9 protein-coding genes and 6 tRNA genes are annotated in these 9,629 nt (G+C 40.7%); 1 reads left to right on the forward strand and 14 read right to left on the reverse strand.

Annotated features, from left to right (window positions below; translation table 11 throughout):
• The first annotated feature begins 84 nt into the window (after window positions 1–84).
• On the forward strand, window positions 85–942 hold the full coding sequence (locus tag N8M20_RS09925) for a DUF975 family protein (protein ID WP_261080478.1): 858 nt from the start codon (window positions 85–87) through the stop codon (window positions 940–942).
• A 25-nt stretch (window positions 943–967) separates the two neighbouring features.
• Here the strand turns inward: N8M20_RS09925 and pcp are convergent, their stop codons facing one another.
• The 14 genes from pcp to N8M20_RS09995 form a co-directional block, all read right to left on the reverse strand.
• Window positions 968–1,612, reverse strand: coding sequence for a pyroglutamyl-peptidase I (gene pcp / locus N8M20_RS09930; protein ID WP_261080479.1), 645 nt, complete (start codon window positions 1,610–1,612; stop codon window positions 968–970).
• Window positions 1,613–1,724: 112 nt separating this feature from the next.
• A complete protein-coding gene (locus N8M20_RS09935) occupies window positions 1,725–2,087 on the reverse strand; it encodes a DUF1304 domain-containing protein (protein WP_261080480.1) in 363 nt (120 codons plus the stop codon).
• 10 nt (window positions 2,088–2,097) lie between these two features.
• Complete coding sequence (locus N8M20_RS09940) at window positions 2,098–2,523, reverse strand: MarR family winged helix-turn-helix transcriptional regulator (protein ID WP_219967488.1); 426 nt, start codon at window positions 2,521–2,523, stop codon at window positions 2,098–2,100.
• A gap of 319 nt (window positions 2,524–2,842) precedes the next feature.
• Complete coding sequence (locus N8M20_RS09945) at window positions 2,843–4,048, reverse strand: LysM peptidoglycan-binding domain-containing protein (RefSeq protein ID WP_261080481.1); 1,206 nt, start codon at window positions 4,046–4,048, stop codon at window positions 2,843–2,845.
• 159 nt (window positions 4,049–4,207) lie between these two features.
• Complete coding sequence (locus tag N8M20_RS09950) at window positions 4,208–4,834, reverse strand: HAD family hydrolase (protein ID WP_261080482.1); 627 nt, start codon at window positions 4,832–4,834, stop codon at window positions 4,208–4,210.
• Between the two features lie 3 nt (window positions 4,835–4,837).
• On the reverse strand, window positions 4,838–6,118 hold the full coding sequence (locus N8M20_RS09955; protein WP_261080483.1) for an MATE family efflux transporter: 1,281 nt from the start codon (window positions 6,116–6,118) through the stop codon (window positions 4,838–4,840).
• A gap of 60 nt (window positions 6,119–6,178) precedes the next feature.
• A complete protein-coding gene (gene thrC / locus N8M20_RS09960; RefSeq protein WP_261080484.1) occupies window positions 6,179–7,663 on the reverse strand; it encodes a threonine synthase in 1,485 nt (494 codons plus the stop codon).
• 75 nt (window positions 7,664–7,738) lie between these two features.
• Window positions 7,739–9,016, reverse strand: a complete 1,278-nt coding sequence (locus tag N8M20_RS09965; protein WP_261080485.1) for a glutamate-cysteine ligase family protein — start codon at window positions 9,014–9,016, stop codon at window positions 7,739–7,741.
• Between the two features lie 106 nt (window positions 9,017–9,122).
• A tRNA-Leu gene (locus N8M20_RS09970) sits at window positions 9,123–9,206 on the reverse strand.
• Window positions 9,207–9,215: 9 nt separating this feature from the next.
• Window positions 9,216–9,287 (reverse strand) — tRNA-Gln (locus N8M20_RS09975).
• A gap of 13 nt (window positions 9,288–9,300) precedes the next feature.
• A tRNA-His gene (locus N8M20_RS09980) sits at window positions 9,301–9,373 on the reverse strand.
• Window positions 9,374–9,387: 14 nt separating this feature from the next.
• A tRNA-Trp gene (locus N8M20_RS09985) sits at window positions 9,388–9,458 on the reverse strand.
• A gap of 4 nt (window positions 9,459–9,462) precedes the next feature.
• A tRNA-Tyr gene (locus N8M20_RS09990) sits at window positions 9,463–9,543 on the reverse strand.
• Window positions 9,544–9,555: 12 nt separating this feature from the next.
• A tRNA-Phe gene (locus tag N8M20_RS09995) sits at window positions 9,556–9,628 on the reverse strand.
• Window position 9,629: the final 1 nt, after the last annotated feature.

Genomic DNA, 9,629 nt, shown 5'->3' on the forward strand with positions numbered 1-9,629 from the left:
GTATTCACTTTTACTTAACACGCTAGAAACCCACTGATTTCAAACCATTAGCAAGCTATGTACTATTTATGGTATAATGAGAGAATGAAATACCCAAAAATTGATTTAAAAACCGTTCGTCTGCAGGCTAGACAATTTCAAGCTGAAAATCCCCGCCTCTTTCTCATCTATCTCTTACCTAGTATACTGGTCATCTTGTCTAGTTTCCTCAATCCCTTAGAGCGCATCAACGAGAGTGTTTTAGAACAACCCTTTTTAAGCGTGTTTGGCCATGTATTCCAAGCCTACCTTTTTCCTCTATTAGTCTCCTTTATCGGAACAATACTTCTAACCAGTTCAGTTTATACCACTCTGAAACTCATCAAGAATCCAGATACAGAACTATCCGTCAAAAATAGTCTCACTCTCTTTAACGAAGAGCACTTTTCACAAACCTTTTTGACTCTACTTCTCAAACGTTTCTATCTCTTCTTATGGAGCATTCCTAGTTTACTCGGGATTTACTTCCTCTTTTACAGTAGCTTTCTAGCAAAGAAATTCGTTGAAATCCATCCTGAATTTCCCAATCTGGATCTCACGTCAGTTGAAACTGAACGTTTCCTCATGACCTTTGGTCTCTATTTTCTAGCAAGTATCCTCTTGATGATTGTCGGAAATAGTCTCTATATCCCACAATACTATGCTTATTCACAGGTAGAATTTCTCCTCTGTGATACTCTAGATTTAGGACAAGCCAAACCAGGACAAATCCTAAAAACCAGCCGTTTCCTGATGAAAGGCTACAAATTTCAGCGCTTTATTCTAGACCTACAACTCCTTCCTTGGTACTTCCTCAATTGGATTACTTTTGGAATTGCTAGTTTCTCACTTCTTCCTTATATTCAAATCAATAAAATAATTTTTTACCGAGCAGTACTAGCTCGAAAACGTCCAAAAGCTTGAAGGTTTTCCCTCAAGCTTTTTTCTATCAATGAGTTTCTCCGCCTACCAACTTGAGATCCTGATCTCCATGTTCTATAATGGCGCCGATTGCCGCTTCTATCCCTCGCCTAATATCCACTAAACTCATAGCTGGAGTAGTTGGTCGATTCACCACCTGTTCCATCATATAAGGAATATGCATAAAACCTGCCTTAACATGTGGAAATTTCTTTTCTACCAAATAGAGGGCCTGATACATCAAATGATTGCAGACAAAAGTCCCTGCTGTATTGGAAACAGAGGCCGGCAAGCCCTCTTTTTTTATAGCTTGAACCATTGCTTTAATCGGTAGACTACTAAAGTAGGCAGGAGCACCATCTGGACGAATAGGAAGGTCAATCGGTTGATTGCCTTCATTATCAGGAATGCGTGCATCATCTTGATTAATAGCCACTCGCTCAGGTGTCAAGCTGGTTCTTCCACCTGCTTGGCCGATACAAAGGACAAAGTCAGGTTGATAACGCTTCATCTCTTCTTCCAATACTTGAGCCGATTTGTGAAAGACTGTTGGCACTTCTAGCCAACGAACCTCAGCACCATGGATTTCAGCTGGTAAACCTTTAATGGCCTCCAAAGCTGGATTAACCTTTTCCCCTCCAAAGGGCTCAAAACCTGTCACTAATACTTTCATTTCTAACTCCTCAAAACTAATTCAATGAGACTTTTTTCTTAAAAACAAGTATAACATATTTCCCTTATTCTGGAGTGAAAAGGACTAGCGAGACTAGTACCGCCTTTCAAATTTATTTAAAGAGTAAAATACTAATCAAGGCCAAAATAGCTGGTCCACCTTGCTTCAAAATAATTTTCTTATCTGCTGTGAGAGAGCCATAAGCCGCAGCACCAATCACAAATAAAACAAAAATAGTCACAATTTCTAAATTCTGTGAGAAATAAATCCCATACAAGAGAAAGACTCCTAGCAGAGCATTATAAATCCCTTGATTTTTAAACAATGAACTTACTGACGGACGAGCCAATTCTTCCTTTTCCATGTTAAAGACACGACTAGTTGCATCTGATTGCGTTGCAATACTTTCCAAATAAAAAATGTAAAAATGCTCCAAAGCAACAATCGTTGCTAAAATGGTTGTCATAATTGACATCTATTTCTCCTTAAATTTCTATATTTTCAATACCCAAAACCAATTTATTTACTAAACGGCTGAGTTCTGTTCTTTCAGACTCTGTTAAGATACTTTCCATCTCTTCCTTAACCTTGATATGTTGCAGAGGGGGATTCACCACTAACTGCTCCTTGGCATACTTCGTAGCCTCTACCAACACTTCTCGCTGATTTTCAGGATTACGATGACGCTCCACCAAACCTTCCTTTTCCAGAATTTTAAAATGTCGGGTCAAAGCAGCCTGATCAATCTTCAAACGCTCCTGAACCGCTATTTGATTACAAGGGGAATGCTTCAGCAAAAATAATAAAATCTGATACCGTGTCAAACTAATCCCAAGTCTTTTTTCAAACAATTGCGTACTCGCTTGCTCAGACAAGCGGAGTTGATAAAGTAAATCTTGAATCTCTAACATTTCTTCCTTCTTTCTGTTTACTTATCAATAATTGACTAATCAAGTATAATGCAAAGTAAAATAAATTGCAAGAATGTTGCTTGGATTATTACAAGATGGTAACTTCCCATTTTCCATTCATATTGATACTCAATGAAAATCAAAGAGCAAACTAGGAAGCTATCCGTAGGTTGCTCAAAGCACAGCTTTGAGGTTGCAGATAAAACTGACATGGTTTGAAGAGATTTTCGAAGAGTATGACAAAGAAAAAACGAACGAGACTCGCTTTCTATCACGAAAGCTAGATCTCATTCGTCAAAATGATATTACAAAGTCTGATTTATCCATTCATTGAAACGTGAACGTGGTCATAGTGGTTTTCTGTCACGCTACCACGGTCTGGCATTGGGTTCCAAGTATTAGCTGGTCCATATTTGCTATCGAATGGAGCATAGAAACGTTGTTTCCAGATGATGTAACTAATTCCACGGCTGGCCATGTTTTGAATAGCATATTCCGCAATCTTATCCCCTAGTTCTGAGCTTTCTTGTACCATAAAGTCGATAGCCAAACCTTTTCCGTGATCTCCACTGTCTCCTGGACGGTAACCACTAAAGGATGTGATGCCAAACAAGTTGGCGATTTCTTCTTTAAAGGCAGCTGTTTGTGGTTGAAGACCAGCATTTTCAGATTTTGCTACTGCCAGTCCAGCATAATCGGGCGCAGCTGGAGCTGCATAAGTTGTTGAAACTGTTTTCGCCTCTTCTGGTTGATAAGTAGAAACTACTGGTGTAGCTTCACTTGATGATGCTACTTCTTTTGCTTCTTCTGCACTTGTTGCAGTTGTTTCGATTGCTGTTTCTTCTACTGGAGTTGTAGTTTCTTCCACTGTTGAAACTGCTTGTGGGCTTGCTTGAGTTTCCTCTTTATCAGCTGGAGTCGTTACCTGAGAAACCGCTTCTGCAACTGCACTGCTTGTTTCGGCTGTTTGCTCCTCTGAAACAGAGGTTCCTGTAGATAGCACGACTTCTTCTGCAGTAGTCACTGTCTCTGTAACTTCTGAATTTGATGCTACTTCTTTTGTGCTTGGAGCTTCTACCGCTTTTGGAACTTCTGCAATCGGTTGAGAAAGATCTGCAACCTGAACAGTTTGATCATCAACGGTCACTTGATTGGTTGTCAAATCTGCTGTCGCAGTTGTCGCTTCTTCACTGGAATCTGCTTGAGGTGTTTGGATTTCAACTTCTGTTACTTCTTCAGCTTCATTGACGGTCGTTGTCAAAACAGTTTCTGGGAAAATCAAGTCCATATTAGTGATTTTATTCAAATTCGCAAGAACTGTGACATCTACACCCAAGGCTTCTGCAATGGTGCTTAAAGTATCACCATACTGAACTGTATAACTTGTTTTGTTGTCCATTTTAGTCAAATCATTTTGGATTTGCTCAACACTACGTGCAGTCCAAAGAAGTTCTTCTGCTTGAGTTGCCAATACTGGGGCAAATGACAAAGCTACTGTTGAGGCTAATAATATTCTTTTCTTCATTCTTTCAAATTCCTTTCAAATGAGTACCTGTCTATCATAACACAAAAAATGCAGAAAAAAAGCCCTCTCGGGCCTATTTAACAGAACTGTCTATTCCTTGTAACAAACTCGGTTACTTGAAATAGTTTGTTAGGTCTCTGTCACAAAACTGACACAATCTTATCGTTCCCAATCCCCAAAAATGCAAGGAATATCTGCTAACCCTTGAATCCTATGATTGCCTCCATAAGACGACTCTAAAAAATTAATACTTTGAATACCACTATTCTGGGCAAATTCCACATCCAGAGTCCGATCCCCTATATAATAGGTTTTCTCAGGATCCAACTGATACTTGTCTAACAGATAGGTAGCCGCTTCCGGATTAGGCTTGCGAGCAAAGCCACTCTGACTGGTTAGAATCTCTGTAAAATAAGATTCCAAACCCAAGTCTCTGAGAATGGTAAGAGCATTGTCTCCCTTATGAGTGTAAACAAACTGCTGAATTCCTGCTTGGTCTGCCCAAGCTAGCATCTCACGCGCACCTGGCATCAAGACTACCTGGGCATTCTTTTCAGCCAGACTCTGGGCACGCACTTGATTGAGCACTTCCACATCCAGATTTCTATCTTCTGCCACCCGCACAAGCAAATCTTGCACAGAAAACTTGAGGATAAACTCTCTCACCTGCTCCTTATCATAAGGAATAGAAAACTGAGCAAAAGTTTCCTCAATCCCTGACAAAATCGCTTCGTAAGAGTCCAATAAAGTCCCGTCTAAATCCCAAATAAAAGCTGTTTTTTGCATTTCCTATCCTTTCAAGCTCATATAACGCTGGTAACGGTAACGTAGAAATAACCAACGAAAACCATTATCCAAAAGGGTTCCGGCCCAAATACCAGGCAAGCCCCAACCAAGCACAATCCCCATCAGATATCCTGTTCCAATGCGGATACACCACATTCCAATACTTGTCGCATAAAAAGGGAGGCGTGCATTCCCTAAGCCCTGCCAGACTGCTGTATAGATGACTGTTCCTGTCGTCATAGGAGTACCAAGTAGTGAAAAAAGTGTCACTAGAACACTAGCCTCAACCGCTAGAGGATCAGTCGTATAGAGATGAGTTAGTGGTACACCCAAGGCATAGATACTGAAGGTCAAGGGTAACATGAGGACCAGAGAAAGCCAAAAGACTTGTTTACTCAAACTTGCGACTCTTTTCCGATCATCCTCTCCAACCGCTCGAGCCACCAGCATGACCGTTGCCGTAGCGACGCCAAAGGTAGGCATGTAGTTAAACTGGGTCAAGACTTCTCCGACCGCATTTCCCGCCACTGCCTCCGTTCCAAAAGAAACGACCAAGGCAATGATAACGACATCACCAGCCCGCATCATAAGCCGCTCTCCAGCTGCTGGCAAAGCTAAGATCAATAGTTCCTTATCTAAACCAAAAGTCGGTTTCTCAAAAGGCAGCTTTAATTGCGACCATAAAATCACAAGACCAACCAAACGAGACAGAATAGTCCCCCAAGCAACACCAGCTATCCCCATATCCAGAACAAAAATAGCTAGACTGGAAAAGAGAATATTCAAAGCATTTGATAAGAGACTAACATAGAGAGGCAAACGTGGATTATGAGTTGCACGAATCAAGGCACCCAGACTAGTCATTAAACCTAAGAGAACAATCGATCCGCCTACCAAAGATAGATAGAGTCCACCACTCTCAGCTACATCCCTCTCCGTCCCCAAAAGTCCTATCATCTCTTTCCCAGCGAAGATGGACAAAAATCCTAAAAGGAAACTTAATAGTAAGGTAATCTTCAAGGCCTCAGTCACATGATATGCTAGCATAGATTGATCCTTCTGCCCCAAACTTTTTGAAATAACACTGGAAATAGCAGCTCCCAGAGCGATGAAAATCGCCTGGTAAATCGTGATAATATTGCCAGCTACTGATACACCCGAAATGGCTATCAAGCCCAAATGGGCTACCAAGTAACTGTCCACCATTCCCATGAGCATCTGCAAAAAGTTTTCGCCCATAGCTGGCAAGGCAATATTAAGAATGTCTTTATTTTTCTTAAACAATCCTTCCTCCTGATGAAAAGAAACTCAGTTGGTTTCCCAACCGAGTTTACTCCCTCTGTCTTAAAGTCCTAGGTAAGCCTCAACCGCTGCTTGCATGTCAGCAGCCGCCACAGTTGTCTTATGACGAACAGGAGCTGTTTCAAGCCCGTCAACTGCTGGCGGCACTGCCACTCCTGAAATATCATGTAATTGAGCCAAAGCTTCAAAGTCGCCAAGCCCTGATTTTCCAGTTACAGCTTCTACTGCAACCACTGGGAACTTGTATGGACTCGCTGTTGAAGCAATCACTGTCTTAGTCACATCGCCACTAGCCGCTTGATATTTCTTATAAACTGCCGAGGCAACCGCCGTATGTGGATCCTCGATATAAGAATCTGACTCATAAACACGCTTGATTTCTGCCGCTGTTTCTTCCTCAGTCGCATATTCAGCTGCAAAGAGGTTAAGAATCTCTGCATCAAAGTCTGTCAACTCATATTGTCCTTGCTTGTTCAAGGCATTCATGAGTTCAGCTGTTTTAACCGCATCATTACCCAAAAGATGGAAAATCAAACGCTCCAAGTTTGAAGATACCAAGATATCCATAGATGGACTAGTTGTTACCTTAAACTCACGCTTCTTGTCGTAAACACGTGTCTTGAAGAAGTCTGTCAAAACATTGTTGTCATTTGAAGCACAGATTAATTTACCAACTGGTAGACCAATTTGCTTAGCATAAAAGGCAGCCAAGATATTACCAAAGTTTCCAGTTGGCACTGTGAAGTTAACCTTTTCACCAGCCACAATTTCACCAGTCTTAACCAACTGAGCATAGGCATAAATATAATAAACAATCTGTGGTACCAAACGACCAATGTTCATAGAGTTAGCTGATGAAAATTGCAACTTGTTGGCAGCCAATTTTTCACGAAGGGCTACATCGTTAAACATATGCTTCACGTTGGTTTGCGCATCGTCAAAGTTACCATCAATAGCAATAACATGAGTATTGTCGCCAGTTTGAGTGGTCATTTGCAACTCTTGTACCTTGCTGACACCATACTTTGGATAAAAGACGATAATCTCAGTACCAGGTACATCCGCAAATCCTGCCATAGCAGCTTTCCCAGTATCACCAGATGTCGCTGTCAAAATGACAATCTTGTTCTCCAAACCATGCTTCTTAGCAGCTGTTGTCATAAAGTATGGCAAAATAGACAAGGCCATATCCTTAAAAGCAATTGTTGAACCATGGAAAAGTTCCAAGTTATATTGCCCGTCTAATTTCACTAAAGGCGCAATAGCTGGAGTATCAAACTTGCTATCGTAGGCATTGTTGATACAGTAGTCCAACTCTTCAGCTGTAAAGTCATCTAAAAATGCTGACAAAACAAGCTTCGCAACTTCCTGATAAGATGCATCTTTCAATTTGTCAAAGTCCAAATCTACCTTTGGATAAGTAAGCGGTGTAAACAAACCACCATCCGTCGCCAAACCTTGCAAAATTGCTTGGCTAGCAGTTACTGTATTGTTGGCATCACGCGTTGATTGATAAACTAATGTCATTACTCTCTATCCTTTATCTATAGTCTCTTCCATTATATCATGATTTTTCAGAAAATTCTCCCTTTATAAAAGAAATTATAGTCCCAATTCTTTCTTCAAAGGCTCTAAATAAATCATTTCTTGTTTATTTCTCATCTTCAGACCTTCCTCAGCTAACAGAAGTAAGTCTTTGGAAATTTCAATAATCGCAGTCTCTTCCTGATCTGTAAGCTTCTTCTTAGAAAATTGTCGTCTTAAAAACTTGTAATCACGACCAAATTCTTTAAAGAAAGGTGCTGTTTCTAAGTAAGCTACTAACTTATCTAAATTAACCAACAATCCCAAGTGAAAAGCTGCAGAAGCAAAAGTTCTCTCTAGAGACTGAGTACACACACTACGAAACTCAACTGTTCCGCGAGTCGTTAAGTCTTGGTACTGATAACTACGATGGGTTTCAAAATCCTTCTCTTGAGGATAAATAATAATCTCATCCCCATTAAGTGCATATGCTTGGATTTCAGGTGTAGCCAAATAGTCCCTTGCCTGAATCGGATAAAAATAATAGGTTTGCCCATCGCGTTCCGCAGTAAAAATTGCAGAATGATCTAGATAATCAAAAAAATCATCCTCATCTTTAAAGAGGCTAGCATTGACACCAACATTCTCTGGATAGATACCATGCATAGATTCTTCCCAGAAAATATCTCTTGAGATTTTTGTATCCCAATCAGCACCTGTAAACTCAGAGTTTGCAAATAAATAAGCCTTAGCCCCTTCAATTTGGGTAAAAGCATTAATCACTCGTAAGTAGTTAGACTTTGAAACATCCAACTGAACCTGACTCCCACAAATAAACGCTCCGTATTCAGGGAATTGATGTAAGTCTGATTTAGTCATATTTCTAATCAAATTCAAATAGTCCATCAACATCTGATAGCGTGGGTAAGCCACTGGACAATTCTCATTTTTATCCCAGTTGGGATGAATACCACAGCCAACAATAGCATGATTTGATTCAGCTAACTTCTTCTGGATTGCTGTCATATAAATACTAAAACGTTCTTCAACCTCTTGTATCGTTTCAGACTTACCAAATGCAAACTCAATCGTAGTATAGGAAACTTCAAATAAAATAGTATCCTGACTTACTGGGTCAACTAACTGAATAGGAGTCCCAAAATCATCTACCTTTTCGACAGTAAAATCCAAAGCAGAAACTAAATATCGGAATAAGTGTTTGATAACTTCAACATCTGTGGCATCCCCTTCCAAATTTACAACAGGATATTCCAGCTCAATCCCGACAAACAATTCAGGATTTTCTTTAATATTTTTCAAATACCGATGTTTTAATAAATCGATAGAATGAGACATACTATCCTACTCTTTCTTAATCTAAATAAAATTTGAATAACTATTATTATACCAAAAATAATACAAAAAAGGAACGAAGAATAACAACGTTCCTAACTCTATACTATACCGGCGGCCGGGGTCGAACCGGCACGTCCTTGCGGACACTGGATTTTGAGTCCAGCGCGTCTGCCAATTCCGCCACGCCGGCAAATAGTAACTGGGGTAGCTGGATTCGAACCAACGCATGAGGGAGTCAAAGTCCCTTGCCTTACCGCTTGGCTATACCCCAATAATATAAAATAGGCGAGTGATGGGGATCGAACCCACGCATGCCAGAGCCACAATCTGGTGTGTTAACCACTTCACCACACCCGCCATAATTCTATTAACACGGGCAGTAGGAATTGAACCCACACTGAAGGTTTTGGAGACCTTAGTTCTACCTTTAAACTATGCCCGTAAAATGGAAGGGGAGGGATTCGAACCCCCGAACCCGAAGGAGCGGATTTACAGTCCGCCGCGTTTAGCCTCTTCGCTACCCTTCCAAAATATATAAATGGCGCGAGACGGAATCGAACCGCCGACACATGGAGCTTCAATCCATTGCTCTACCAACTGAGCTACCGAGCCT

The organism is Streptococcus mitis (assembly GCF_946190275.1).
Lineage (GTDB): Bacteria > Bacillota > Bacilli > Lactobacillales > Streptococcaceae > Streptococcus > Streptococcus mitis_DC.